We start from the raw sequence: 23,849 nt of genomic DNA, 5'->3' as shown, positions 1-23,849 counted from the left end.
TGCCTTCTCTCACCCTTATCACGCAATCTTGAATTGCGGCACGCCGGGAAAACGACACAGGACGTCAGGAGGGGGTCAATGGCCGGTACGCTAATAAATTTAGCGTGGAATTTTGTCCTATCTTGATGAAAAGGGGAAGAGCTAAAGTGGTTATCAGTTTAAATCCAGGAAGATTTTTGAACTAAACTGTGTAAAAATGAGCAGGCTCACTTTTCGTGGGGAGATTAAAAGGAGAAAAATTGATGAGCTACGATCTGAAGTTTTCGCTGGTGACCACCGTTATTGTACTGGCTCTGATTGTTGCGGCGGGTCTGACGGCTGCATTGCACTGATTTACACGGAGGGAGAGCTCTCTCCCTCTCAGTTTTCCTGATTGTTACGCCTGCGGCAAAAATCTTTTGCCAATTTGTTAACTTCTCATTTTTTGTGATTGATGTCATGCTTTCGGCTTCTTTGTTCTGTGTCACGACATGACACGGCATCCGGAGTTGACGCATGAAAATCAATTTTCCCCTGCTTGCCCTGGCGATTGGCGCTTTTGGGATTGGCACCACTGAATTCTCCCCGATGGGGTTACTGCCTGTTATCGCCCGGGGCGTGGATGTTTCTATCCCGGCGGCCGGGATGCTCATCAGCGCCTACGCCATTGGCGTGATGGTGGGGGCACCGCTCATGACGCTTCTGCTTTCACACCGCGCGCGCCGCAATGCGCTGATTTTCCTGATGGCGATATTTACGCTGGGCAACGTGCTCTCCGCCATTGCTCCGGATTACACCACCCTGATGTTGTCCCGCATTCTGACCAGCCTTAACCACGGCGCGTTCTTTGGGCTGGGATCGGTTGTGGCCGCAAACGTAGTGCCAAAACACAAGCAGGCGAGTGCCGTGGCAACAATGTTTATGGGTCTGACGATTGCCAACATTGGCGGTGTACCTGCCGCAACCTGGCTGGGTGAGGCGATCGGCTGGCGCATGTCGTTCCTGGCGACGGCTGTGCTGGGTGTTATCGCCATGGTGGCGTTGTACTTCTCCTTGCCGAAAGGCAGCGCTGGTGAACGTCCTGATGTCCGCAAAGAGCTGTCGGTACTGATGCGCCCGCAGGTGCTCTCCGCGCTGTTGACCACCGTACTGGGTGCGGGCGCCATGTTTACCCTGTACACCTATATTTCACCGGTGTTGCACGATATCACCCACGCGACGCCTCTCTTTGTGACCGCGATGCTGGTGCTGACTGGTGTCGGGTTCTCTATAGGCAACTATCTCGGCGGGAAATTCGCCGATCGTTCCGTGAGCGGGACGCTGAAAGGCTTTTTAACGCTGCTGATTGTCATCATGCTCGCCATTCCATGGCTGGCGCGTAATGAAGTCGGGGCGGCGATGGCGATGGTTGTCTGGGGGGCTGCGACCTTTGCCGTGGTTCCGCCGCTGCAGATGCGCGTGATGCGCGTTGCCCATGAGGCACCGGGTCTCTCGTCGTCGGTCAATATTGGCGCGTTTAACCTTGGCAATGCGCTCGGTGCCGCTGCCGGTGGTGCCGTCATTTCTGGCGGCCTGGGATACAGCTTTGTGCCGGTGATGGGGGCGATAATTGCCGCGCTCGGCCTGCTATTAGTGATGATGTCTGGCCGTAAACAGCCGGACGCAGCGTGCGCTGCTGAATAATGAAAAAACGCAGAAGGGCAATCCCTTCTGCGTGTCTCTTACGCGGCGAAGTTCTTCGCCACAAACGCCCAGTTAACCAGTGCCCAGAAGTGCTCCAGGTAGTTCGGACGCGCGTTACGGTAATCAATGTAGTAAGCGTGTTCCCAGACGTCCACGGTCATCAGCGGCGTTGCGCTGGTGGTCAGTGGCGTACCCGCGTTCGAGGTGGAAACGATAGCCAGTTTGCCATCCGCGTCTTTCACCAGCCACGTCCAGCCAGAACCGAAGTTCTTGACTGCAGCATCCGTAAACTTCGCTTTAAAATCAGCAAAGCTGCCAAATGCCGCGTTAATCGCGCCAGCCAGTTCACCCGTAGGTTCGCCGCCTGCATTCGGTGCCAGGCAGTGCCAGTAGAAGGTGTGGTTCCACACCTGAGCGGCATTGTTAAAGACACCGCCCTCTGAACTGCGGACGATCTCTTCCAGCGTTTTGCCTTCAAAATCGGTGCCCTTGATCAGGTTGTTCAGATTGGTGACGTACGTCTGGTGATGTTTGCCGTAGTGATACTCCAGGGTTTCCGCAGAAATGTGCGGGGCCAGGGCGTCTTTTGCATATGGTAGTGCAGGTAATTCGAACGACATTGCTTCTCTCCTTATTGTTTTTTATGTTGCCAATAACCACACAGACAACAGGGACAGAATAGCAAATTGAAAGGGTATGCAAAAGAGGAACTTACCCTACCACGGCTGTGGCAGGGCAGGGGTTAGCGAATGGTTTTTGGCGTCATCACGCGGCGTGCGCCGACATAGTGACGTACCCAGTAGTCTTCACTGAGAGAGGTTATCTGGATGTCCTGGCCGCTACGTGGGGACTGGATAAATTTCCCGTTGCCTACATATACGCCAACGTGGTCAGCCGTGCCGCGCCCCTGAGTGCGGAAGAAGACGAGATCGCCATTCTCCAGTTCACCGCGGTTGACCGGTGACGCGTCGCGCAGGTGATACATCTCATTGGCGGTACGTGGAATTCGGAACTTCACCAGATCTTTGTAGGCGTAATAGACGAGGCCGCTGCAGTCGAAACCGGTACGCGGTGAGCTGCCGCCCCAGCGATAGGGTTTGCCGATCTGCCCCATCAGTTTATTCAACGCCGTTTTTTGCGCTTTCTGCACGCGAACCTTATGCACTTCCGCTATTTTCGTGACCTTCGTGCATTTCGCTTTATGACCTTTGCGGGGGATGCATTTTTCCGTCACGAGATTAGCTGCAGTTTGCGAGGCTTTGCTTTTGGTTGCGTGGGCATTGCGGGAAGGTTTTGTTTTCGTCTTGCTGGAGGCGGTCTTTTTAGTCTGGGTGGTGGTCTTTTTCTTGTCGTTCTTGCTGGTGGTTTTTTTCTTACGGTCTGTGGTTTTGGCCAGATGCGTTTTTTGTACAGCAGAGTGCCGCGCCTGTTGAGAGGCGTTCGCCACTGGCGTGAAAGTGAGTGTTGTAAACAGTAAAGCACAGAGCGTGATCGAGATTTTATTTATCCGCGCCACTGGGCAGTCCCCTGATAAATGCAGGTCATCAATAATACCCGCGAATGATTTACAAAGCCCGTCGATTCTAATCTATAAAAACCCGATAAGTTAATAGCATTTTTCAATCTACAATCCTGTTTCGTTAGCAAGTGCAAAAAAATTCATCAATCTGTCGCACTATTGTTCACTCCCTAAACAAAACCCTGAGTGCCGCAGGGTTAAACACCATTTGCAATGCAACTTTTCATCACTCGCGGTAGAATAAGAAAGACGTGACAAAAATGTTATTTTCCGATGGCAGTCTGAACCGCTACAATGACAGACGAATGCCGTAACAGAAGTTAAAGGAAGCAAGACATGAGCACCACTATTGAAAAAATCCAGCGCCAGATCGCTGAAAACCCGATTCTGCTGTATATGAAAGGTTCTCCGAAGCTGCCAAGCTGTGGCTTCTCCGCGCAAGCGGTTCAGGCGCTGTCTGCCTGTGGTGAGCGTTTTGCTTACGTTGATATCCTGCAGAACCCGGACATCCGCGCTGAGCTGCCTAAATACGCTAACTGGCCGACGTTCCCACAGCTGTGGGTAGACGGTGAGCTGGTCGGCGGTTGCGATATCCTGATCGAAATGTATCAGCGCGGTGAACTGCAGCAGCTGATCAAAGAAACGGCTGCGAAGTACAAAACGGAAGAGCCAGACGCGGAGTAAGTTATCTGCGAAGACAAAAAAGCGACCTCATGAGGTCGCTTTTTTTTATTCTTCATTGTCACCCATCGGCAGCGGCCAGCCGCCCAGACGCTTCCAGCGGTTCACAATTTCGCAAAACAGTTCCGCCGTCCGCTCGGTGTCATAAAGCGCGGAATGCGCCTGCGTACCGTCAAACTCAATGCCTGCCGTAATACATGCCTTTGATAATACCGTTTGTCCCAACGCCAGACCGCTCAGTGCCGCGGTATCGAAGGTCACAAACGGGTGGAAAGGGTTACGCTTGAGCGACGCGCGCTCAGCGGCGGCCATGGTAAAGGTGTGATCGAACGTGGCGTTATGCGCCACCATAATGGCGCGGCTGCAGTTGCTCTCTTTCATACCTTTACGCACCATTTTAAAAATGGCGTGCAGCGCGTCATATTCACTTACCGCACCACGCAGCGGGTTATGCGGATCGATGCCGTTAAAGGCCAGCGCTTCGGGCTGTAAGTTGGCCCCTTCAAACGGTTCAACGTGGAAATGCAGCGTGGTGTCCGGTGTAAGCCATCCCTGTTCATCCATCTTCAGCGTGATGGCGGCAATTTCAAGCAGCGCATCGGTTTTAGCGTTAAATCCGGCTGTTTCAACATCGATCACAACAGGATAAAAACCACGAAAACGGTCGCACAGACCGCTAAATTGAGCGTTATCGGACATCAGGGTCTCTTACATGGGGAAAAAAGCAGTGCGCATTATGGCAAATTTTGGATGGGGATGCAGTAAAAGTACGGGCGCATGTTGCGCCCTGCGGGATCAGTTGCCCAGACCGCGACCAGCGTCTTTGGCTTCAATCAGCTCGATTTTGTAGCCGTCCGGATCTTCAACAAACGCGATCACGGTGGTGCCGCCTTTGACCGGGCCAGCTTCGCGCGTCACGTTACCGCCGTTGCTGCGAATACGTTCACAGGCTTCGGCTGCGTTGTCCACTTCCAGCGCGATATGACCATAAGCGGTGCCCAGCTCATAGCTGTCCACGCCCCAGTTGTAGGTCAGTTCGATGACCGCTTCGTCCGTTTCCGGGCCGTAACCCACGAACGCCAGCGAGTATTTATATTCCGGGTTTTCGCTGGTGCGCAGCAGTTTCATACCCAGTACGTTAGTGTAGAAATCGACAGAACGTTGCAGATCGCCAACGCGCAGCATGGTGTGAAGTAGGCGCATAATTTCCTCATTAACCAATGGAATAGAATATCTATTTGAACAGAAACGATGTTTTAGTATAGCGGCGAAAGGTCGCCGCTATCAATGAGCAATGAAGAGATTACAGGGTAGGGTAGTCGGTATAACCTTCAGCGCCGCCGCCGTAGAAGCTTTCCGGACGCTGAGGGTTCAGCGCGGCTTTCTGCTGCAGACGGGCGACCAGATCAGGGTTAGCGATAAAATCGCGACCAAATGCAACGGCGTCGATCAAACCTTTGCTAATCAGATCTTCAGCTTTCTCAGGGGTATATGCACCTGCACCGATGATCACACCGTGGAAGCGTTCGCGTACTTTCTGACGGAAGGCTTCAGTGTAAGGCTGACCACCGGCCCAGTCTGGCTCGGACATATGCAGATACGCGATACCCCGTTTTGCCAGCTCTTCAATCAGGTAAAGGGCATCCGCTTCTTCGTCCGGGCCGTTATCAACGTTCTGGAAAGAACCAATCGGGGAAACGCGGATACCAATGCGATCCGGGCTCCACTCCTGACATACGGCATCCACCACTTCCAGCACCAGGCGCGCACGGTTTTCAACGCTGCCGCCGTACTGGTCGGTACGATGGTTAGAGGACGGTGACAGGAACTGGTGCAGCAGATAACCATGCGCGGAGTGCAGTTCAACCAGGTCGAAACCGGCTTCACGCGCATTCGCCACGGCCTGGCGGAAATCGTTAACAATCCCCGGGATCTCGTCCAGTTCAAGAGCGCGCGGCATAGACGTATCAACGCGGATCGCATTGCCGTTTTCATCACGCAACGAGGTGCGGGTGTTCGCGCTCAGGGCAGAGGCGGAAACCGGTGCCTGACCGCCAGGCTGGATGCTGCTGTGAGAGATACGACCGGTATGCCACAGCTGGACGGCAATACGACCCTCTTCAGCGTGAACGCCAGCCGTGATTTTTTTCCACGCGGCAATCTGTTCCGGGCTGTGCAGACCTGGTGCGCCAGCGTAACCCTTAGCCTGAGCAGAAATCTGAGTGGCCTCGGTGATGATCAGGCCAGAGCTTGCGCGCTGACGGTAATATTCACCCATCAACGGGGTAGGGATATCACCCGGCTCAATGCTGCGCAGACGGGTAAGCGGGGCCATGAACACACGGTTTGGCGCGGTAACGGCACCCACTTTCAAGGGGGTAAATAATTTTTCAGCGGACATAAAGGCTCCTGAGTAGACCAGTCGTCTAGTAATTACGTAAATAAAAACGCCTGCTATACGCGAGGCGTAGTAATGCTGCTTTTTACATGTGCCAGTGCGCTTTCAAGCGGCACCGCACTGCGTGAAATCTTGGCCTGCAGGTTCGCGCCTAACCAGAGGGCGTATAAAACCTGCGCCTGGGTTAAAGGTTCGCCGGGAAAAGTCAGCGTTTTTTCATCGCGGCCTTTCTCCAGCGCCTGTGCCATGAGGGCGATAACCCCGCGGGCCCCTTTATCCATTGCTGTGCGCATATCTTCTGAAAGATCGCACACTTCGGCAGAAAGTTTTACCGTCAGGCAACCGCTGATGATGCCCTGCTGACAGAACTGGTTCAGCGTTTCCTGATAGAAGTGCAGAACACGATCGCGATAATTACCTTCGCCCGTGGCAAAGTGCGCTGCCAGGCGCTGATGGTAGCTGGCATAGTGCCGCTCCAGCATTGCCACGCCAAACGCCTCTTTGGACCGGAAGTAGTGATAAAACGACCCCTTCGGTACCTCAGCGGTTTTTAATAACTCGCTCAACCCCATACCGGTGAACCCGCGATGCATGCAAAGTCGCTCGCCGGTCGCCAGTAAATGTTCTCGGGTATCGTGTTCTGTATTTCTGCTCATGGCCGCACTCTAATAGACCGTTCGGTCTATTGCAAGCGTGTTCAGTGGCGACATGCGTTCAGAATATCCAGCTGCTGTTGATAAACCTTTGATTTAATGTCCATCATACCCAATACGGTAGAGAGCAAATTGTCCTGCGAAACCGCATTTTTTGCTGCATAGTCACGTAAACACTGCGCGTTGACGCCGAAATTTTTCGCATAGTCTGGTGATAACCAGAACATAAACGGAATGTGCGTTTGTTGCTCTGGTGCCAGCAGATACGGCGTGCCGTGCAGATAAATCCCGCTTTCGCCCAGCGACTCCCCGTGATCCGAAAGGTAAATCAGGGCGGTATTCATGCTCACCTGACGCGCTTTCAGGGCATCGATGGTTTTGCTGACCATGCTGTCGGTATACAGGATGGTGTTGTCATAGGTATTCATCAGCGCCTGGTGATCGCAATCCTGAATTTCATTGGTATCGCAGGTTGGCGTAAATTTGCGGAAATTATCCGGATAACGGCGATAGTATGCCGGGCCGTGGCTGCCCATCAGGTGGATGACCAGTACGGAGTCCTGCTTCAGGCCATCCAGAACATTGTCCAGACGGGTGAAGTTCACATCGTCAATGCAGGAGTTGTCTTTGCAGAACTGATCGAGTTTCCACTGGGTCATGTCGGTATGGGGAACGCGATCGCAGGCGCCTTTACAACCGCCATCATTGTCACGCCACAGCATATTGATCCCCGCATGGGCGAGCACGTCCAGCAACCCTTCCTGGTGATGGGCCAGGTCGGCATCGTATTTACTGCGCGTCATACCGGAGAACATGCAGGGCACGGAAACGGCCGTTTCGGTGCCGCAGGAGGAGGCCTGCGGGAAGTTAATCACATCCTGCTTTTTCAGCTCGGGGTTTGTTTCACGCCCGTAGCCATTCAACGAGTAGTTCGCGGCGCGTGACGCTTCGCCGATGACCAGCACCAGAACGGTTTTCTTTTGTTGGCCTGCAATCAGCGGCCCTTTATGGGCATCTTCACCGATTCGGACCAGCGTTTGATCGCCTGCAAACCAGCGCATTTTGCTGTATTTGACCATCGCGCTGACATAGTTAGCGGGGGTCACCATTTTGACGATGCTTTTGTTATTGCGAAACAGCGACGCGTAGTCTTTATAAAACAGGGCGGCGATGAGGATGATAACCAGCAGGGCGCCGAGCATTGCGGCAAAACGGGTCAGCAGGGCGTACCACCATTTCCCGGTGCGAATGCGGATCATGGCCAGCACCACGGACGGAACAAGACCGGCAACGACAATCCACAGGATCATCTGCGGCGTCACCAGGGCAGTGGCTTCCTGAGAGTTGGTTTCGAACACGTTAACAATCATGTTCTGATCGATAACCGCGCCGTAGGTATACATAAAGTAAGTCGCGGCGGCGCATCCGACGGTCAAGACAATCAGCAGCGGCTTACGGATAAACGGGATATTAAGCAGACTAAAAACAATGACCCAGCCGCAAAACAGCACCAGTGGAACGGACGCGGCAAAGAGGACGTCATGGATATGCGCGGGCGCGATAATTGCCCAGCTACGCTGAATAAACAGCGCGTTTAATACGGTAAAGAAAAGTGCACAGCCCAGAGTAAATTTTATATCGTTACATTGTAACTTTTTGATTAGCCACATCGATCAGAAAACCTGCAATTTTAATGATGGGGCGAGTATAGAGAACGAAGATTAGTGAAACCTTAATGCCACAAAACTGTGGTAAAGCCCTTGCATGCGGGACGTTTAGCGTCTTCACTGTAGGTGATAGTCGTTATCGGGAGGTGAGTGTGGCAGAGCAACTGGAGTTTTTCCCCATCCAGAGCCCGTGCCGGGGTATTTGTCAGGTGGATGAGCGCGGATATTGCCGTGGCTGCATGCGCACGCGCGATGAGCGTTTTAACTGGCAACACTTCAGCGACACGCAGAAACAGGAGGTGCTCCGTCTCTGTCGACAGCGACTTCTGCGCAAAATACGCGCAAACAAAGCCGGTGACACCGAAGAACCCCAGCAACCTTCACTGTTTTAACACGGTAATTGCGTATACTCATGACATCACGTCCTTGAGGAAAATGTTATGGTTCAGCGAATTACCCTTGCCCCCCAGGGGCCAGAATTCTCCCGCTTTGTGATGGGCTACTGGCGCCTGATGGACTGGAATATGTCCCCCCTCCAGCTGGCAAGCTTTATTGAAGAGCATCTCGACTTAGGGATCACCACGGTCGATCACGCTGATATTTACGGTGGCTATCAGTGTGAAGCCGCGTTCGGCGAGGCACTCAAGTTGGTTCCTGCGTTACGCGAACGCATGGAGATCGTCACCAAATGCGGGATTGCCACGACGGCAAAACCGGAACATGCTCTCGGCCATTACATTACCGACAGCGCGCACATCATTAAGAGCGCCGAACAGTCGCTGGTTAACCTGGCGACCGATCATATCGATCTGCTACTGATCCACCGCCCCGATCCGTTGATGGATGCCGATGAGGTGGCCGAAGCGTTTCTGAATCTGCATCAAAGCGGCAAAGTGCGTCATTTCGGCGTATCAAACTTTACCCCTGCACAGTTTGCGCTGCTGCAGTCTCGTCTGCCGTTTACCCTGGCCACCAACCAGGTTGAAATTTCTCCGGTTCATCAGCCGCTGCTGCTGGATGGCACGCTCGATCAGCTTCAGCAGTTGCGTATCCGTCCGATGGCGTGGTCGTGCCTGGGCGGCGGACGTCTGTTTAATGATGATGAATTCCAGCCGCTGCGCACTGAGCTTGAGAACATTGCCCGCGAACTGAATGCCGGAAGCATCGAACAGGTGGTGTACGCGTGGATCCTGCGTCTGCCGTCAAAACCACTGCCGATCATTGGCTCGGGCAAAATTGAACGCGTACGCGCCGCCATTGCCGCGGAAGAGTTGCAGATGACCCGTCAGCAGTGGTTCCGCATCCGCAAAGCGGCGCTGGGTTACGACGTCCCGTAACCGGTAAAACGTGACTTTCCGGTGAAATCTTTGCCCCTGGTATAAACTTAAGGGGCAAAAAACAACCCGTGGAGGTCATATGAAGCGTTTTACTCTGGCTCTCGTCACGCTGGTGGTCTGTGCAGGTGCGCAGGCGGCCAGTGATGAAGTGGAAATGAATCTCGTCACCTCTCAGGGTGTAGGTCAGTCCATCGGCACGGTGAAAATCACTGAAACCGACAAGGGACTGGAATTCGCGCCCAATCTCAAAGCCCTTCCTCCTGGCGAACATGGTTTCCATGTCCATGCTAACGGTAGCTGTCAGCCCGCATTAAAAGAGGGTAAAGCCTCGGCTGCGGAGGCGGCAGGCGGCCACCTCGACCCACAACATACCGGTAAGCATGAAGGTCCTGACGGTATGGGACATCTGGGTGATTTGCCGGTGCTGGTGGTGAATAACGACGGCAAAGCCACGGATCCCGTCGTCGCGCCGCGGCTGAAAAAGCTGGATGAAGTGAAAGGCAAGGCGCTGATGATCCATGTCGGCGGCGACAATATGTCCGATCAGCCAAAACCGCTTGGCGGTGGCGGGGCTCGCTATGCCTGCGGGGTGATGTGATCCCCAATTGTACCCGGAGCCGGTGCCTGTTCCAGCTGCGACAGTGAGCAGTGCAGGCGCCAGATTATCGAGGCTAAATCTCGTGCTGCAGGCGAGTGGTGGTGCGCAAGGGTATCGCAAATTCGCTGAAGTTCAGCAAGCGTGGTCTCCAGTGGACGCTGCTGGACACCGCGTTCGCTCATGACATCGCGTAGCAGGGTGATGCAGACATCACGAACCTGCGACAGCGGGTCGGACCGTGTTTCCCATGCCCTAAGTTGCCAGACCACGTGAGAGCAGTTCAACAGCACCACGCCCCAGCGCAACAGCCAGCGGCGCGAAAGGGAGTCCTGGCTGTTATTGAGCTGGCTGACATAGTGATAGACCAGCGATTCATACTCACTTTCACGTAAATGCGGTTTTCGACTCAACTGGTCGACAAAACCTCTGCGTAACTCGCGGATATGCCGGCGACTCTTGCGCGCATCTGAACCCGGACGTAACACCGCAAATGCCAGCCACGCCAGCCCAACGCCAAGGATCTTCGCCAGATTGTCATTGAGAAAATCGGCGTAGTCATAAACCGGCGGGTTAGTGACGGAGATAAACGAGCCCATAAACACAATCAGCTGTCCCCACAGCCCGGCGAGTTTGGGCATTTGCAGCTTCAGCAACTGCATGGTGGTTAACAGCGGGAACAGGAACAGAAGGAACTGCCACAGGTCGCTTATCTGCACCATCAACCCAAACTTCACGGCAAAACTAAACAGCGAGAGCAGCACCAGGGTGCGCAGCAGCAGCGTGAGGGAGTTGAACGGTGACGCGGCGACGGAGTACAGCACGCAGCTGATAGCAGCAAGCGTCAGGGCCGCAGGGCCTGACTCCCACTGGGTGGTGATACTCCACGCGCCAACCAGCGTGAGCGCGCAAAAGGTACGAAAACCACTCCACAGTGCCTCCATCGAGTCTGTGTGTCGTGCCAGCGCCGGGCTACCGGGGACAGCGAACTCGGTGACCGGGGTGGCATTTTCCACGGCGTTAATCCAGCGGCTGCTGCGCAGATACAACCGGCAAAAATAGTTGAGACGCTGCCAGAAGGCGCGGTGACGGTAATCGTACTCATCTACTGGCGCGAGCGGGGCGATAATCTTCGCGACGGTGTAGATGTCGGCATCTGGGCGTGCAAGCGCCGCAAGCAGCGTTTCAATCACGGCGCGCGTATGTGCAGGGGGCGTGGGCCAGTTGAGCAGCATCCGGCGCAGGCTGGAGATTGAGCTGGTCATACGCAGCTGCTGATGCAACAGATAGTTCAGCAGGGTGTTCTGACGACGAAAGCGATAGTGGCTCCAGAAGGCCTGAATGCGTAACAGATTCATGGTCAGGATCTGGCCGATCACCTTTTCGTGCGCGAGACGGATGTCGTCGTTGGTATCCGGTTGCCAGAGCAGGCTTGCGTGCTCCAGTAAACGAGTATGCATGGTCTTCAGGGCGGTAATAAGCGCGGTGCCATCGGAAGTGCTCGGCAGTATCATCATCATGAAACCGCCGCTCAGAATACCGACAATCACTTCGCAGACGCGCGCCTGTGCGATGTCCCACAGCTCGGTGGTATCGAGCACATTCACCACCGGAAAGGCGATAATGGCAGCGGTATAGCCGGCCAGCTGGAAGGCATAGGCAACGTTATTCGTAAAATGCGCGCAGGCCCAGGTACAAAAGCCCAGCCATATCGCCATGCTCAACAAAAAAAGCCACGGATCGTTCAGCGTATGACCTGCAATGATTAACGCTGCGGTGGCACCTAACAGGCTGCCGGCAATACGTCCAAGACTCTTGCTGATCACCCCGCCGACGGTGGGGAAACTCACCACCGCGGCAGAGGTCATTGCCCAGTAGGGCTGATCAAGGTTGAGGTAATAGGCGACAGTCAGCGCCAGACACATCGCAATGCCATTACGCAGCGCATAGCGCCACTGCGGACGTGTCGCTTTCATCCACGGCGTATTTCGCCAGGAGAAGGCCTGCAGGTTCATCAACGGGTCCCGATGGCGACGGTGCAGGTTGTGCCGGAGACCAGCGTTATGCCCTGCGGTAAATGGTCAAACTCCACACGAACCGGTACGCGCTGGGCCAGACGCACCCACGGCACGTTCGGTTTAATGTCCGGTACCAGGCCTGAATCCATTTCAACACTCTGATCGTAGATGGCGCGGCCAATACTGGAGACGTGACCCTGTAACCTCTGCGAGCCGCTGTAAAGCGTAAGGGTAGCGGGAGACCCTTCGCGAATATGGCGAAGCTTGGTCTCTTCAAAATAACCCACCACATAGAACGAGTGGCTGTCGACAAGGGCGAAAACGGGTTGCCCGGCGGTGGCATAATTCCCCACGCGGGCTGACAGGTTGGTGATCCATCCATCGACTGGCGCGGTAATAACGGTTTGTGTCAGCTCCCACTGCGCCTGTTTGAGCGTAGCCTCCGCGACGTTCACGCTCGCCTGCATGGCCTTAACGTTGATATTGGCAGTATCTAAATCTTCTGCGGAAATATAGTTGCGCGACAAGTGCCGGCGGCGATTGGCTTCGTTATTGGCTTTTGCTAAATCAGACTGGGCCTTCGCCAGCTGTGCCTGGGCGTTAAGGATCGCAATATGATAGGGGGTGTCGTCGATACGGAATAACACGTCACCCTTTTTAACGTACTGGTTATCTTTCACGACAAGCGTCGTAATGCTGCCCGACACCTGTGGGGTAATGCTGACCTGCTCAGCCCGCACTTTGCCGTCACGTGTCCAGGGTGACTGCATATAAAAATTCCAGAGCCACCACCCGGCAACCAGGGCCAGGGCAAGAACAATCAGCGTGGAAAAGTACTTCAGCGTTTTCAGGGGCATATTCACCACACAATCAAGACAGCAAGGCCCAGACATACGGAAAGGGCAAACAGGGAGAGGTCCATTAACATGGGGTGCCAAATCTCGCCGGAGTACATCCAGTCACGAAGCAGGCGATGGGCTATGAGCCAAATCATAAAGCCGACCAGGACGGCCTTAAACAAGGGCGGAAAGTAGACTGACGCACCGAAAATCAGGTCCTGAAGGGGGAGTCCCACGGAGCTTTGAAAAAACGTCACGGGCAGAGATCCTTTGCAGTGAACAAAATGCCGCGAGGGCGAGTCTTAATCTGATGGAACATCACAATTCAGTGTAAGTCATCCTTTTAAGTTCGATGAATGCAGTATTGCATTTGTTTTGCCAATACAAATGCTGCACACTATTCTAAAATCAGTATAATAACTTAGCAAGCTAATTATAAGGAGATGAAATTGGAATCGCCATTAGGTTCTGATCTGGCAAGGTTGGTACGCGTCTGGCGTGCTCTGATTGACCATCGCCTGAAACCTCTGGAATTGACACAGACGCACTGGGTCACGCTGCATAACATTCATCAGCTGCCACCCGACCAGTCACAAATTCAACTGGCAAAAGCGATCGGCATTGAGCAACCGTCACTGGTACGTACGCTTGACCAACTGGAAGAGAAAGGACTCATCTCCCGGCAAACCTGCGCCAGCGATCGTCGCGCTAAGCGGATTAAGCTCACTGAGAAAGCGGCCCCTATCATTACTGAAATGGAAGCCGTTATCACCAAAACGCGCGGCGAAATCCTTTCCGGGGTTTCACCCGCAGAGCTTGAACTGCTCATCAGCCTCATTGGGCGCCTTGAGCAGAACATCCATGAGCTGCAGTCACGCGACTGACACCATCACAAGGCCTTGCAGCAGCAAGGCCTTTTTTACCTCGACACAACGACACGGTTACGCCCGGTCTCTTTCGCTTCATACATCGCCTTGTCAGCATTCTCCACGCACGCTTCAGCGGTCGTCGTCGGAGAGGTGGCGGTAAACACCCCCATGCTAATCGTGATGGATTCAGGTAACTGACCCCCGCTGCTGACCTTATCAAAACTGCTCAGCTTTAGCCGTATGCGTTCAGCCACCTGGTACGCTGCTTCCGACGAAGTATTGGTCAGCATCAGGACAAATTCTTCCCCGCCAATACGTGCCGCGATGTCCTGCGGGCGGACGGAATCCATCAGCAGGTTGGCGACAAACTGCAATACTTTGTCTCCCTGCAGATGGCCGTAGCAGTCGTTGATGCGCTTAAAACGGTCGAGATCGCTGACGATAACCGACACAGGGTGGTTGGCTTTGCTGATGCTGAGTGCCTGATTTAAGGCGTCGTAAAAATAACTGCGGTTGTAGAGGCGCGTCAGCGGGTCGCGGATCGAGTTCTGATAAGACTGCTGATACTTTATGTGCGAGTCGCGATACAGGTTAAAGACGTCGTACAGCAGGACAAAAATAATCATCAGCGTCGCCACGGTTTCGAATAAGCGAGCGTGATACCAGGACGTGTCCTCAGCATGCCCGCCGGCTAACAGTAATGAGAGCGTCAGGACATAACAAACACATAAGAAATTACCGCCAACCCAAAAAAGATTCCGCACCCGGGTAATCGTCATTAACGTTGCTAACGCCACAACCCAGAGAAGAATCAAAAAGATATTTATGACCTGGCTCCAGAGAACCATAAATTGCCGGGTTTCATTATCCACCAGATCCAGCGTTATCAGTGCCGAGTGGCTGGAGCAGAACCAGGCCAGGGCGACCATAGAAACCGTAAACAGCAGTGTACCGATAACCACGGCAATATGCGCGGGGCGTGAAAGGGGATAATCCCGAATAGAATAGAGCAAGGCTGAGACTATTATCAGCACCGCCATAAGAATATGACGGAACATAAAGAAGATCATGGCGTCGTTATAGTCGACAACATTGAACTGATAGAGATCCAGCCATGATGGGAAGCTGGACAGGGTACCGGCCATCAGCATCGTCGAACCGGCGAAGGCCGAGGCGAGGGCGATAAGGTACAACCGCCGTCTGTCATACCAGTATTTCATGACCATGAAGCAGGCAATAAACAGGTGGAATACCAGCAAAAATATGGTAAGTGTCGGGAATAGCAGCGGTGAGAATGAAGGGACTAATTCGACCAGTTTTACAAAGAGACCTTGTAATATTCCAACGACGACGATGCATCCAAAACAGAATGTAATATAAGGGTTCTTAAAATATCGTTGTAGTGCAAGCATAGGGATTTGACGGAATAATAAAATTAAAAAATGTAAAGTAAGAAAGAGAGTAACAGGCGTGGAGAGTAAATACTTTGCGCAGGAACAAGATATACCGCGCTTAATGATTCATGGCGGGAATGTTTTTTGTAAATATATTGCTGATAATTATATTATATGTAAACAGATTTGTTTACTGGATTTGCTAAATGGATGTGGTCTGATGACCACATCCAGTTTGAATTAGCGTGGAGAAACGGTGACCTGGCTTCCGTTGCTCGCCAGAACAACGCGCTGGCCGGCAGAGAAACGGGTATTACCTTGTTTCTGTACTACCATGATGGTGCTGCCGTCATCTTTACGGATTTCCAGTTCTACGCCCTGGCTTTTGTTCATTGCACCCTGAACGCCCTGGCCTGCAACACCACCCGCAACGGCACCTGCTGCTGTGGCCAGCGAACGACCCGTGCCACCGCCTACGGTATTACCGAGGAAGCCACCCAGCACAGCACCGCCGATGGCGCCCATCACGTTGCTGTCATCGCCACCCTGAATTTGTACAGGACGTGCGTTAACAACGGTACCGTAAGTGACGCTCTGAACCTGTTTGGCTTCAGAAGCGCTGTACACGTCGCCAGAAAGTGAACTGTCATTCACACAGCCTGCAAGGGTTAAACCGATCAGCGAAACGCCCAGTACACGTAAAATCATTTGAATCTCCTGTTCACCAAAAACGCCCGATGGCGGGCATCCGTTATGGCTAAATTATATGGCATAAGGGGCCATAGTTCATATCTTTGCACTAACAATAAGAAAATTGTACTTGAATTTAACTTAACGAGACATAAACGGGCACCCGGCAGGTTACCTGTCTGAGATTGTTAAAAAATATTATCGCCGGATAGCAAAGCGGCGCTGTTTATGGTTGAGTGGAGAGCATTAGCCCACGCAACGTAAGGAAAGCGCATGAAATCGGGTCGCTACATTGGTGTGATGTCGGGTACCAGTCTGGATGGCGTAGACGTCGTTCTGGCCGCTATTGATGAAAACATGGTGGCACAGCAGGCGAGCCTGACCTGGCCTATCCCCCTGGCGCTGAAAGAGGACATTCTCAGTGTCTGTCAGGGGCAGCAACTGACGCTTTCTCAGCTTGGTCAGCTTGATGTGCGGCTGGGGGCGCTGTTTGCCGATGCGGTACTGGCTCTGATGCATAAAGAAAAGCTTCGCCCGCAGGATGTCGTCGCTATCGGCTGTCACGGACAAACGGTCTGGCATGAGCCGGTCGGCGATGCACCGCATACCCTGCAAATCGGCGACAACAACCAGATTGTGGCGAAGACGGGCGTGACCGTAGTCGGTGATTTTCGGCGTCGCGATATTGCGCTTGGCGGGCAGGGCGCGCCGCTGGTGCCCGCTTTTCATCAGGCATTGTTGACCCATCCGACAGAGCGCCGAATGGTGCTGAACATTGGCGGTATTGCCAACCTGTCTCTGCTTATCCCGGATCAACCCGTACGCGGCTATGACACCGGCCCGGGTAACATGCTGATGGATGCCTGGATCTGGCGTCAGCGTGGTCAGGCGTATGATAAAGACGCGCAGTGGGCCAGCGAAGGCAAAGTGATCATCCCGCTGTTGCAGTCCATGCTAAGCGATCCGTACTTCGCCCTACCGGCGCCCAAAAGCACGGGGCGCGAATATTTCAACTATGGCTGGCTCGAACGTCAGCTGGCGCAGTTCCCGGCACTTGCACCGCAGGATGTCCAGGCGACGCTCGCCGAGTTAACGGCGATTTCGATATCGGAACAGGTTCTTCTCAGCGGTGGATGTGAACGCCTGCTGGTGTGCGGCGGTGGCAGCCGTAACCCGTTGGTGATGGCACGTCTTGCCGGGTTATTGCCGGGTACCGAGGTGACGACCACCGATGAAGCCGGCATCAGCGGCGATGATATGGAAGCGCTGGCCTTTGCCTGGCTTGCCTGGCGCACCATTGCCGGGCTTCCGGGCAATTTGCCGTCGGTGACTGGCGCACGTGAGGCCAGCGTCCTCGGGGCCATTTTCCCGGCGAATCCACGTCATAATCAGAGTTAACTGAAATTCAGCGCGGCGTGTGGTCGTTAGAATGGAATGAAACAGGAGGGCAGCCATGCCCTCCAGGACCAGGAAAGTCTTCGGAATACGCCCATGAAAAAACTTCTTCTTATTGCCGCGCCTTTATTGCTGTCAGGATGCAGCGTCTACAACCAGTTCCTTGATCGCATGCAGACCGATACCCTGGAGTATCGCTGTGATGAAAAACCGCTGACCGTTAAGCTGAACAATCCGCGTCAGGAAGCCAGTTTTGTCTACGACAACAAATTGCTCACCCTCAAGCAGGGCATTTCTGCCTCCGGCGCACGCTACACGGACGGAATTTATGTCTTCTGGTCGAAAGGCGACAGCGCCACCGTCTACAAACGCGACCGTATTGTGCTGAACAATTGCCAGCTCGAAAATCCGAAGCGTTGAGATTTTTACAGGGGCGGCGCACAATAGCGCCACCCAATGTCAATGTCAGCTAACGCCATGTCAGATAACGACGAACTGCAGCAAATTGCGCATCTGCGCCGTGAATACACCAAAGGCGGCCTGCGTCGCCAGGATCTTCCCGCCGAACCTCTCGTGCTTTTTGAACGCTGGCTGAAACAGGCCTGCGAAGCGAAACTCGCCGACCCAACGGCAATGGTTGTCGCAACGGTAGATGAAAACGGTCAACCGTATCAGCGTATCGTCCTGCTCAAACATTATGACGAGAAAGGCCTGGTGTTTTACACCAACCTGGGCAGTCGTAAGGCACACCATTTAGAAAACAATCCTCGTATCAGCCTGCTGTTCCCGTGGCATATGCTGGAGCGTCAGGTGATGGTCACCGGCAAAGCAGAGCGTCTCTCCACGCTGGAAGTGGTGAAGTATTTCCACAGCCGTCCGCGTGACAGCCAGATTGGTGCCTGGGTCTCAAAACAGTCCAGCCGCATTTCGGCGCGTGGCGTGCTTGAAAGCAAATTCCTCGAACTGAAGCAGAAATTCCAGCAGGGCGAAGTTCCGTTGCCCAGTTTCTGGGGGGGCTTCCGCATTCCGATCGAGCAGATGGAATTCTGGCAGGGCGGCGAACACCGTCTGCATGACCGCTTTTTATACCAGCGTGAAAATGGCGGCTGGAAAATCGACAGGCTGGCACCGTAATCGCCGAAATTTGTTGATTTAAGCGCTAGCGCAGGCCGCGCTTGCGCTTTATTCTATGTACCTTTCGCATCAGGCGAAAAGTCGTGTACCGGCAAAGGTGCAGTCGTTTATACATGGAGAATTTGATGGCAAGCAGTAACTTGATTAAACAATTGCAAGAGCGGGGCCTTGTGGCTCAGGTGACGGACGAGGAAGCGTTAGCAGAGCGACTGGCGCAAGGCCCGATCGCGCTCTATTGCGGCTTCGATCCTACCGCTGACAGCTTGCATTTGGGGCATCTTGTTCCATTGTTATGCCTGAAACGCTTCCAGATGGCGGGCCACAAGCCTGTCGCACTGGTTGGCGGCGCGACCGGTCTGATTGGCGACCCAAGCTTTAAAGCTGCCGAGCGTAAACTGAACACCGAAGACACCGTGCAGGAGTGGGTGGATAAGATCCGCAAACAGGTTGCGCCTTTCCTCGACTTTAACTGCGGTGACAATTCTGCGATTGCGGCCAATAACTATGACTGGTTTGGCGGCATGAACGTGCTGACCTTCCTGCGCGACATTGGCAAACACTTCTCTGTTAACCAGATGATTAACAAAGAAGCGGTGAAGCAGCGTCTGAACCGTGACGACCAGGGCATCTCCTTTACCGAGTTCTCCTACAACCTGCTGCAGGGTTATGACTTTGCTTGCCTGAATAAACTGCACGGCGTCTGCCTGCAGATTGGCGGCTCTGACCAGTGGGGCAACATCACGTCGGGTATCGATCTGACGCGTCGTCTGCACCAGAACCAGGTCTTCGGTCTGACCGTTCCACTGATCACCAAAGCCGACGGCACCAAATTTGGTAAAACCGAAGGCGGCGCGGTATGGCTTGATCCGAAGAAAACCAGCCCGTACAAATTCTACCAGTTCTGGATTAACACGGCGGATGCCGATGTTTATCGCTTCCTGAAGTTTTTCACCTTTATGGACATTGAGACGATCAATGCTCTGGAAGAAGAAGACAAAACCAGCGGTAAAGCGCCACGTGCTCAGTACGTACTGGCTGATGAAGTGACCAAACTGGTTCACGGTGAAGAAGGTCTGGCCGCGGCAAAACGCATTACTGCAAGCCTGTTCAACGGGACGCTGAGCGATCTGAGCGAAGCGGACTTCGAACAGCTGGCGCAGGATGGCGTGCCGATGGTTGAGATGGAAAAAGGTGCCGACCTGATGCAGGCGCTGGTGGACTCCGAGCTGCAGCCATCCCGCGGTCAGGCGCGTAAAACCATCGCCTCGAACGCTATCACCATTAACGGTGAAAAACAGGCCGACCCGGAATACACCTTCGCTGACAGCGATCGTCTGTATGGCCGCTACACGCTTCTGCGTCGCGGTAAGAAAAACTACTGTCTGGTCTGCTGGAAATAATTAAAAGTATCCAGGGGCGTGGGAAACCACGCCCCTTTTGTTTTTTCAGGGTTTGGTAAGTAAAAATGAAGAACATCCTCGCCATTCAGTCCCACGTGGTCTTTGGGCATGCTGGCAACAGCGCCGCGGAATTTCCGATGCGCCGCCTCGGTGCCAACGTCTGGCCCCTCAATACCGTGCAGTTCTCAAACCATACACAATACGGTCAATGGACCGGCTGCGTGATGCCGCCTTCGCACCTCACCGACATTGTGCAGGGCATTGCCAATATCGATCAGCTAAAACGCTGTGATGCGATACTGAGCGGATATCTCGGTTCGGCAGAGCAGGGAGAGCATATCCTGGGCATTGTCCGCCAGGTGAAAGCGGCAAACCCGGCGGCGAAATACTTTTGTGATCCTGTTATGGGGCATCCGGAGAAAGGCTGTATCGTGGCCCCCGGCGTGGCTGAATTCCATGTGCGTCACGCGCTGCCGGCCAGCGATATTATTGCGCCGAACCTGATTGAGCTGGAAATTCTCTGCGAGCATCCGGTGAATAGCGTAGAAGAGGCGGTAAGCGCTTCTCGCGAGCTAATAGCCCAGGGGCCGGAGATTGTCCTGGTGAAACATCTCGCGCGCGCAGGGCTGAGCAGGGACCGTTTTGAGATGCTGCTGGTGACGAAAGACGAAGCCTGGCATATCAGCCGTCCGCTGGTGGACTTCGGCATGCGTCAGCCGGTGGGTGTCGGTGATGTGACAAGCGGTTTGCTGCTGGTGAAATTACTTCAGGGAGCCACGCTGCGGGATGCGCTTGAGCATGTGACTGCTGCGGTGTACGAAATCATGAAGGCGACAAAAGAGATGCAGGAGTATGAACTGCAGGTGGTCGCGGCACAGGATCGTATCGCGAAACCGGAGCATTACTTCAGCGCGACCCGGTTATAACGGTTCACGTTCCTGTCGGCCGGGTAGCGACAGCGCCACCCGGCAATACAGTGCGCCGGTCAGTTCAACCCTTCTGCTTTAAGCGCTGCAGCCACCGCAGGACGCGCGGCTACGCGATCCATGTACGATGCAATGTGGTCCAGCCCGTCCATGTTGAGCTTAATGGCCCGCGCCCAGCGCAGCACGGTGAACAGATAGGCATCGGCAATCGTAAAACGCGCGCCCCCAATCCACTGATCGTCTTTCAGCGATGCGTTAACGTACTGCAGTTTTTTCTCCAGCTGAGCACGTACGGTCGGTTTGTACTCTTCCGGCGTCTCCGGACGGAACAGCGGCGTAAAGCCTTTGTGCAGCTCGGTCGCAATGTAGTTCATCCACTCCAGCGTTTTGTAGCGAGAAACCGTGCTTACCGGTGCCAGCAATTGCCTGTCGGGCACGCTATCGGCGAGGAACTGCATAATCGCCACGCCTTCGGTCAGCAGGGTACCGTCATCCAGCAGCAGAGCCGGAACTTGTCCCTTCGGGTTAATAGCAAAAAAATCATCGCCGTTTTCCAGGCGTTTTTTCATCAGGTCAACGCCATCCAGCGTGAAATCTTTGCCGCTCTCGCGCAGGGTAATGTGGGAAGCAAGAGAGCACGCGCCCGGTTTGTAGAACAGTTTCATCGGTAACTCCTTTTTGCTGAGGTTTCAGCTATGTTAGTGCGCGAACGGGTAAAAAAAAAGCCGCTAATACATTAGCGGCTTCTGTTCAGTCGTTTCTCAGTGACATTATGCGGTAGCGGTTTCGGTCGCTTTCGCCGTCTTGTCGTCGTCCTGAGTCATGCGATTCAGCTTCGGCGCAGTCAGCATCATCAGAACCGCGATAACCGCAGTAGCAATACCAATCTGCATGAACACGGTACCGTAGACGTTCAGAGAGACCAGTGGGTCAGTCACGTTATCCGGCACGGCCATCAGGTTTGCAATTTTACCTGCGATGATGGCGGCACCCGCAGTGGTCAGGAACCAGCTACCCATGATGAAGCCCATCAGACGCTGAGGAACCAGTTGTGCAACCATCGCCAGGCCCAGACCGGAGATCATCAGTTCACCGATAGACTGCAGCGCATAGCTCAGGATCAGCCAGTTAACGGAGACGATACCGGCGTCAGTCGCAAATTTCGTACCCAGCGGCAGTACCAGGAATGCGCCAGAACACAGCAGCATACCGATAGCAAATTTGTGCGGCATCGGCAGACGGTCGCCCATCTTGTTATAGATAGCAGCCAGAATCGGGCTACCAATCATGATCCAGAACGGGTTCAGGGCCTGATACTGTTCCGGCTCGAACGCGATACCCAGGATTGAGTGTTCAACGTTACGGATAGCGAAGAAGTTCAGAGACGTTGGCATCTGGCTGTACAGAACGAAGAAGATAATCGCTTCCAGCATCAGGATGAAGGCCACAATCATCTTACGACGAGCGGCACCCTGCATGGCGAAGGCTTCTTTCGCGAAGATGATCACGATACCCAGCGCAACCACACCCAGAACGGCACGCGCGATGCCCTGGTTATGCAGCAGCCAGGTCGCGATTGCCGCGAGGATCACCACGCCGACAATGGTCGCCAGCAGTTTGCCAATGTGAACCGGTTCGAAGTCAGGTTTGGAGCCGTAGTCTTTAACCCAGCGTTTGCAGAAGGCAAAGTTAACCACGGTGATCAGCATACCGACAACGGACAGGGAGAACGCAACGCTCCAGCCGAATTTAGCGGCCAGCCACGGGGTTGCCAGCATGGAGAAGAAGGAACCGATGTTCACGGACATGTAGTACATTGTGAATGCACCGTCCAGACGCGGGTCATCTTTGTTGTAACAGGTAGAGAGCAGGGAAGACGGGTTCGCTTTGAACAGACCGTTACCGACGGCGATAGTCGCCATACCCATATACACCACAGCGGCATCGTGACCAGACCATGCAACCAGTGCATAGCCAACGGCCAGGACAATCGCACCCAGCATAATGACACGTTTAGTCCCGAGGACTTTATCACCCAGCCAGCCGCCGATAGCGACCAGACCGTACACCAGGGCACTGAAAGAGGAGAACAGCGTAATGGAATCTGCTTCGGACATACCCAGCTGTTTTACCAGGTAAACCGCCATGATCCCTTGCAGGCCGTAATAACCAAAACGCTCCCATAACTCGATAGAGAAGATGAGATAGAACGCTTTAGGTTGTTTAAAAGCGTTAAGACTTACGCTTTCATCTGTTGGTTTATTGTTTGCAGTCGACACATATACCTCTTTTTTTACATCCCATATTAACGGGGGTGTTCATCGCGTGATGGCCGTAGTCCATCCGCCTTATAGTTATATTGGGAGGAGAAACGGCGGGTAATGTTCACTATCCTGCACCGTCTGGCAATACGTTTGTAATAATCTGTTACATATAACTGGGCCGCTATAATCGGCGGTTCATACAAATGTTATTCAGCGTTAAATTTCATACGATCTGTAAAGGGAGTTTTTTTGACTGGCATTCACCCGTATTTTGCCCTCAATGGCGATATGTTCTGCTATTTGAGGTTTATTGCAGTGATATAGCCCATATTCTGAAAAATAGCTGGTCTTATGTGTTGCTCATGATGAGTTTGATCTTGTCTGGCAAAGGGTTTACGCCGCTTTTAA

At 53.7% G+C, this 23,849-nt stretch carries 26 protein-coding genes; 12 read left to right on the top strand and 14 right to left on the bottom strand.

The features are described 5' to 3' along the window. Nucleotides 1-242 precede the first annotated feature (242 nt). Complete coding sequence (locus ACMVME_RS03270; RefSeq protein ID WP_032670423.1) at nucleotides 243-332, top strand: YnhF family membrane protein; 90 nt, start codon at nucleotides 243-245, stop codon at nucleotides 330-332. A 163-nt stretch (nucleotides 333-495) separates the two neighbouring features. Further along, the gene (locus ACMVME_RS03265; protein ID WP_068794546.1) at nucleotides 496-1,662 is read left to right on the top strand and encodes an MFS transporter; all 1,167 of its coding nucleotides are present in this window, start codon (nucleotides 496-498) and stop codon (nucleotides 1,660-1,662) included. Nucleotides 1,663-1,700: 38 nt separating this feature from the next. On the opposite strand, the gene sodB is transcribed toward ACMVME_RS03265, so the two are convergent. Continuing rightward, complete coding sequence (gene sodB / locus ACMVME_RS03260; RefSeq protein WP_020884341.1) at nucleotides 1,701-2,282, bottom strand: superoxide dismutase [Fe]; 582 nt, start codon at nucleotides 2,280-2,282, stop codon at nucleotides 1,701-1,703. Between the two features lie 122 nt (nucleotides 2,283-2,404). Next, a complete protein-coding gene (locus ACMVME_RS03255; protein ID WP_068794547.1) occupies nucleotides 2,405-3,178 on the bottom strand; it encodes a C40 family peptidase in 774 nt (257 codons plus the stop codon). A gap of 339 nt (nucleotides 3,179-3,517) precedes the next feature. Here ACMVME_RS03255 and grxD point away from each other — a divergent pair, with 339 nt between their 5' ends. Continuing rightward, the gene (gene grxD / locus ACMVME_RS03250) at nucleotides 3,518-3,865 is read left to right on the top strand and encodes a monothiol glutaredoxin 4 (protein ID WP_003832760.1); all 348 of its coding nucleotides are present in this window, start codon (nucleotides 3,518-3,520) and stop codon (nucleotides 3,863-3,865) included. Between the two features lie 45 nt (nucleotides 3,866-3,910). Here grxD and rnt read toward each other — a convergent pair whose 3' ends face one another. The 5 genes from rnt to eptA all read right to left on the bottom strand — a co-directional run bounded on the left by rnt (nucleotide 3,911) and on the right by eptA (nucleotide 8,583). Then, nucleotides 3,911-4,561, bottom strand: coding sequence for a ribonuclease T (gene rnt, locus ACMVME_RS03245; protein WP_025204356.1), 651 nt, complete (start codon nucleotides 4,559-4,561; stop codon nucleotides 3,911-3,913). Between the two features lie 96 nt (nucleotides 4,562-4,657). Further along, complete coding sequence (gene gloA / locus ACMVME_RS03240) at nucleotides 4,658-5,065, bottom strand: lactoylglutathione lyase (protein WP_020884340.1); 408 nt, start codon at nucleotides 5,063-5,065, stop codon at nucleotides 4,658-4,660. A 100-nt stretch (nucleotides 5,066-5,165) separates the two neighbouring features. Next, on the bottom strand, nucleotides 5,166-6,263 hold the full coding sequence (locus ACMVME_RS03235; protein ID WP_020884339.1) for an alkene reductase: 1,098 nt from the start codon (nucleotides 6,261-6,263) through the stop codon (nucleotides 5,166-5,168). Between the two features lie 53 nt (nucleotides 6,264-6,316). Beyond that, entirely contained in the window at nucleotides 6,317-6,916 is a 600-nt protein-coding gene (locus tag ACMVME_RS03230; RefSeq protein ID WP_014169778.1) for a TetR/AcrR family transcriptional regulator, read from the bottom strand. A 41-nt stretch (nucleotides 6,917-6,957) separates the two neighbouring features. Then, nucleotides 6,958-8,583 carry a phosphoethanolamine transferase EptA gene (eptA, locus tag ACMVME_RS03225; protein WP_068794548.1) on the bottom strand — a complete coding sequence of 542 codons (1,626 nt, stop codon included), beginning with the start codon at nucleotides 8,581-8,583 and terminating at the stop codon, nucleotides 6,958-6,960. Between the two features lie 149 nt (nucleotides 8,584-8,732). On the opposite strand from eptA, the gene ACMVME_RS03220 reads away from it, so the two are divergent. From ACMVME_RS03220 to sodC, 3 genes are all read left to right on the top strand, one after another. Further along, on the top strand, nucleotides 8,733-8,972 hold the full coding sequence (locus ACMVME_RS03220) for a DUF1289 domain-containing protein (protein ID WP_020884337.1): 240 nt from the start codon (nucleotides 8,733-8,735) through the stop codon (nucleotides 8,970-8,972). A gap of 48 nt (nucleotides 8,973-9,020) precedes the next feature. Continuing rightward, nucleotides 9,021-9,917 (top strand): aldo/keto reductase, encoded by an 897-nt coding sequence (locus ACMVME_RS03215; RefSeq protein WP_047366452.1) that lies wholly within the window; start codon nucleotides 9,021-9,023, stop codon nucleotides 9,915-9,917. 79 nt (nucleotides 9,918-9,996) lie between these two features. Beyond that, nucleotides 9,997-10,515 (top strand): superoxide dismutase [Cu-Zn] SodC, encoded by a 519-nt coding sequence (gene sodC, locus ACMVME_RS03210; protein ID WP_020884336.1) that lies wholly within the window; start codon nucleotides 9,997-9,999, stop codon nucleotides 10,513-10,515. On the opposite strand, the gene ACMVME_RS03205 is transcribed toward sodC, so the two are convergent. Genes ACMVME_RS03205 through ACMVME_RS03195 form a run of 3 tightly spaced genes read right to left on the bottom strand, consistent with a single transcriptional unit; the run spans nucleotide 10,494 to nucleotide 13,626 of the window. Further along, nucleotides 10,494-12,527, bottom strand: coding sequence for an FUSC family protein (locus tag ACMVME_RS03205; protein WP_047366454.1), 2,034 nt, complete (start codon nucleotides 12,525-12,527; stop codon nucleotides 10,494-10,496). The genes sodC and ACMVME_RS03205 overlap by 22 nt on opposite strands. Further along, entirely contained in the window at nucleotides 12,527-13,387 is an 861-nt protein-coding gene (locus tag ACMVME_RS03200) for an HlyD family secretion protein (protein WP_068794549.1), read from the bottom strand. The genes ACMVME_RS03205 and ACMVME_RS03200 overlap by 1 nt, the downstream gene beginning before the upstream one ends. A 2-nt stretch (nucleotides 13,388-13,389) precedes the next feature. Continuing rightward, nucleotides 13,390-13,626: a DUF1656 domain-containing protein gene (locus ACMVME_RS03195; protein WP_020884333.1), complete on the bottom strand. Its 237-nt coding sequence runs from the start codon at nucleotides 13,624-13,626 to the stop codon at nucleotides 13,390-13,392. 186 nt (nucleotides 13,627-13,812) lie between these two features. On the opposite strand from ACMVME_RS03195, the gene slyA reads away from it, so the two are divergent. After that, the gene (slyA, locus tag ACMVME_RS03190) at nucleotides 13,813-14,253 is read left to right on the top strand and encodes a transcriptional regulator SlyA (protein WP_014169785.1); all 441 of its coding nucleotides are present in this window, start codon (nucleotides 13,813-13,815) and stop codon (nucleotides 14,251-14,253) included. 35 nt (nucleotides 14,254-14,288) lie between these two features. Here slyA and ACMVME_RS03185 read toward each other — a convergent pair whose 3' ends face one another. Both ACMVME_RS03185 and slyB read right to left on the bottom strand, forming a co-directional pair. Then, on the bottom strand, nucleotides 14,289-15,650 hold the full coding sequence (locus tag ACMVME_RS03185; protein ID WP_068794550.1) for a GGDEF domain-containing protein: 1,362 nt from the start codon (nucleotides 15,648-15,650) through the stop codon (nucleotides 14,289-14,291). A gap of 222 nt (nucleotides 15,651-15,872) precedes the next feature. Continuing rightward, nucleotides 15,873-16,340, bottom strand: coding sequence for an outer membrane lipoprotein SlyB (gene slyB, locus ACMVME_RS03180; protein WP_014169789.1), 468 nt, complete (start codon nucleotides 16,338-16,340; stop codon nucleotides 15,873-15,875). A 255-nt stretch (nucleotides 16,341-16,595) separates the two neighbouring features. Between slyB and anmK the strand changes: the two genes are divergently transcribed. From anmK to pdxY, 5 genes are all read left to right on the top strand, one after another. Beyond that, nucleotides 16,596-17,720, top strand: coding sequence for an anhydro-N-acetylmuramic acid kinase (gene anmK, locus ACMVME_RS03175; RefSeq protein WP_044867844.1), 1,125 nt, complete (start codon nucleotides 16,596-16,598; stop codon nucleotides 17,718-17,720). Nucleotides 17,721-17,813: 93 nt separating this feature from the next. After that, the gene (gene mliC / locus ACMVME_RS03170) at nucleotides 17,814-18,137 is read left to right on the top strand and encodes a C-type lysozyme inhibitor (RefSeq protein ID WP_020884329.1); all 324 of its coding nucleotides are present in this window, start codon (nucleotides 17,814-17,816) and stop codon (nucleotides 18,135-18,137) included. Nucleotides 18,138-18,194: 57 nt separating this feature from the next. Continuing rightward, on the top strand, nucleotides 18,195-18,851 hold the full coding sequence (gene pdxH / locus ACMVME_RS03165; protein WP_025204349.1) for a pyridoxamine 5'-phosphate oxidase: 657 nt from the start codon (nucleotides 18,195-18,197) through the stop codon (nucleotides 18,849-18,851). Between the two features lie 125 nt (nucleotides 18,852-18,976). Further along, a complete protein-coding gene (gene tyrS, locus ACMVME_RS03160; RefSeq protein ID WP_032678025.1) occupies nucleotides 18,977-20,251 on the top strand; it encodes a tyrosine--tRNA ligase in 1,275 nt (424 codons plus the stop codon). A gap of 65 nt (nucleotides 20,252-20,316) precedes the next feature. Next, a complete protein-coding gene (gene pdxY, locus ACMVME_RS03155) occupies nucleotides 20,317-21,177 on the top strand; it encodes a pyridoxal kinase PdxY (protein ID WP_014169794.1) in 861 nt (286 codons plus the stop codon). A gap of 59 nt (nucleotides 21,178-21,236) precedes the next feature. On the opposite strand, the gene gstA is transcribed toward pdxY, so the two are convergent. Next, the gene (gene gstA / locus ACMVME_RS03150) at nucleotides 21,237-21,842 is read right to left on the bottom strand and encodes a glutathione transferase GstA (RefSeq protein WP_014169795.1); all 606 of its coding nucleotides are present in this window, start codon (nucleotides 21,840-21,842) and stop codon (nucleotides 21,237-21,239) included. Between the two features lie 105 nt (nucleotides 21,843-21,947). Then, nucleotides 21,948-23,456, bottom strand: a complete 1,509-nt coding sequence (gene dtpA / locus ACMVME_RS03145) for a dipeptide/tripeptide permease DtpA (protein WP_014169796.1) — start codon at nucleotides 23,454-23,456, stop codon at nucleotides 21,948-21,950. Nucleotides 23,457-23,849: the final 393 nt, after the last annotated feature.

Origin of the sequence: Enterobacter cloacae complex sp. 2024EL-00711, from assembly GCF_047529885.1 — a bacterium.
In the GTDB taxonomy this organism is placed as follows: domain Bacteria; phylum Pseudomonadota; class Gammaproteobacteria; order Enterobacterales; family Enterobacteriaceae; genus Enterobacter; species Enterobacter ludwigii.
The sequence above is the reverse complement of the archived record's forward strand: the minus strand, read 5'-3'. Positions and strand labels throughout refer to the sequence as shown.

Coding starts and splice junctions, on each gene's coding strand:
- slyB (WP_014169789.1), bottom strand. CDS start 16,340: ATGATTTTACGTGTACTGGGCGTTTCGCTGATCGGTTTAACCCTTGCA.
- ACMVME_RS03215 (WP_047366452.1), top strand. CDS start 9,021: ATGGTTCAGCGAATTACCCTTGCCCCCCAGGGGCCAGAATTCTCCCGC.
- tyrS (WP_032678025.1), top strand. CDS start 18,977: ATGGCAAGCAGTAACTTGATTAAACAATTGCAAGAGCGGGGCCTTGTG.
- ACMVME_RS03235 (WP_020884339.1), bottom strand. CDS start 6,263: ATGTCCGCTGAAAAATTATTTACCCCCTTGAAAGTGGGTGCCGTTACC.
- sodC (WP_020884336.1), top strand. CDS start 9,997: ATGAAGCGTTTTACTCTGGCTCTCGTCACGCTGGTGGTCTGTGCAGGT.
- ACMVME_RS03185 (WP_068794550.1), bottom strand. CDS start 15,650: ATGCTTGCACTACAACGATATTTTAAGAACCCTTATATTACATTCTGT.
- ACMVME_RS03205 (WP_047366454.1), bottom strand. CDS start 12,527: ATGAACCTGCAGGCCTTCTCCTGGCGAAATACGCCGTGGATGAAAGCG.
- ACMVME_RS03270 (WP_032670423.1), top strand. CDS start 243: ATGAGCTACGATCTGAAGTTTTCGCTGGTGACCACCGTTATTGTACTG.
- mliC (WP_020884329.1), top strand. CDS start 17,814: ATGAAAAAACTTCTTCTTATTGCCGCGCCTTTATTGCTGTCAGGATGC.
- ACMVME_RS03230 (WP_014169778.1), bottom strand. CDS start 6,916: ATGAGCAGAAATACAGAACACGATACCCGAGAACATTTACTGGCGACC.
- ACMVME_RS03265 (WP_068794546.1), top strand. CDS start 496: ATGAAAATCAATTTTCCCCTGCTTGCCCTGGCGATTGGCGCTTTTGGG.
- sodB (WP_020884341.1), bottom strand. CDS start 2,282: ATGTCGTTCGAATTACCTGCACTACCATATGCAAAAGACGCCCTGGCC.
- rnt (WP_025204356.1), bottom strand. CDS start 4,561: ATGTCCGATAACGCTCAATTTAGCGGTCTGTGCGACCGTTTTCGTGGT.
- gloA (WP_020884340.1), bottom strand. CDS start 5,065: ATGCGCCTACTTCACACCATGCTGCGCGTTGGCGATCTGCAACGTTCT.
- slyA (WP_014169785.1), top strand. CDS start 13,813: ATGAAATTGGAATCGCCATTAGGTTCTGATCTGGCAAGGTTGGTACGC.
- pdxY (WP_014169794.1), top strand. CDS start 20,317: ATGAAGAACATCCTCGCCATTCAGTCCCACGTGGTCTTTGGGCATGCT.
- ACMVME_RS03200 (WP_068794549.1), bottom strand. CDS start 13,387: ATGCCCCTGAAAACGCTGAAGTACTTTTCCACGCTGATTGTTCTTGCC.
- eptA (WP_068794548.1), bottom strand. CDS start 8,583: ATGTGGCTAATCAAAAAGTTACAATGTAACGATATAAAATTTACTCTG.
- pdxH (WP_025204349.1), top strand. CDS start 18,195: ATGTCAGATAACGACGAACTGCAGCAAATTGCGCATCTGCGCCGTGAA.
- anmK (WP_044867844.1), top strand. CDS start 16,596: ATGAAATCGGGTCGCTACATTGGTGTGATGTCGGGTACCAGTCTGGAT.
- gstA (WP_014169795.1), bottom strand. CDS start 21,842: ATGAAACTGTTCTACAAACCGGGCGCGTGCTCTCTTGCTTCCCACATT.
- grxD (WP_003832760.1), top strand. CDS start 3,518: ATGAGCACCACTATTGAAAAAATCCAGCGCCAGATCGCTGAAAACCCG.